This window comes from Salmonella sp. SAL4457 (genome assembly GCF_046548235.1).
GTDB classification, from domain to species: Bacteria; Pseudomonadota; Gammaproteobacteria; order Enterobacterales; family Enterobacteriaceae; genus Salmonella; species Salmonella enterica.
Map to the genome: position 1 here is coordinate 1 of NZ_JBGDZO010000209.1, position 328 is coordinate 328.

The window sequence follows — 328 nt, forward strand, 5'->3', positions numbered from 1 at the left end:
GCACAGCACGACGCGGTCGACCTTCTTCGGATCCAGGCTGTCGATTTCCGGGATCACAGTCTGGAAGGAACCGTTGGCCAGATCTTCCAGGGTCGAGATGGCGAGCTTGTGACGCAGCAGGGACTTCGGCGTCATCACCACCAGCGGCTTGCGCAGCGGGCGGATCACCTGACGGCGGAGCATGTGGTAGACCTGAGCCGGGGTGGTCGGCACGCAGACCTGGATGTTCTGCTCGGCACAGAGCTGCAGGTAGCGCTCCAGGCGCGCGGAGGAGTGCTCCGGGCCCTGCCCCTCATAGCCGTGCGGCAGCAGCATGGTCAGGCCGCAG

At 65.9% G+C, this 328-nt stretch carries 1 pseudogene; it reads right to left on the bottom strand.

The features are described from left to right. Positions 1 to 328, bottom strand: a pseudogene (locus tag ACLJNW_RS23950) (2-oxoglutarate dehydrogenase E1 component); the annotation flags it as partial.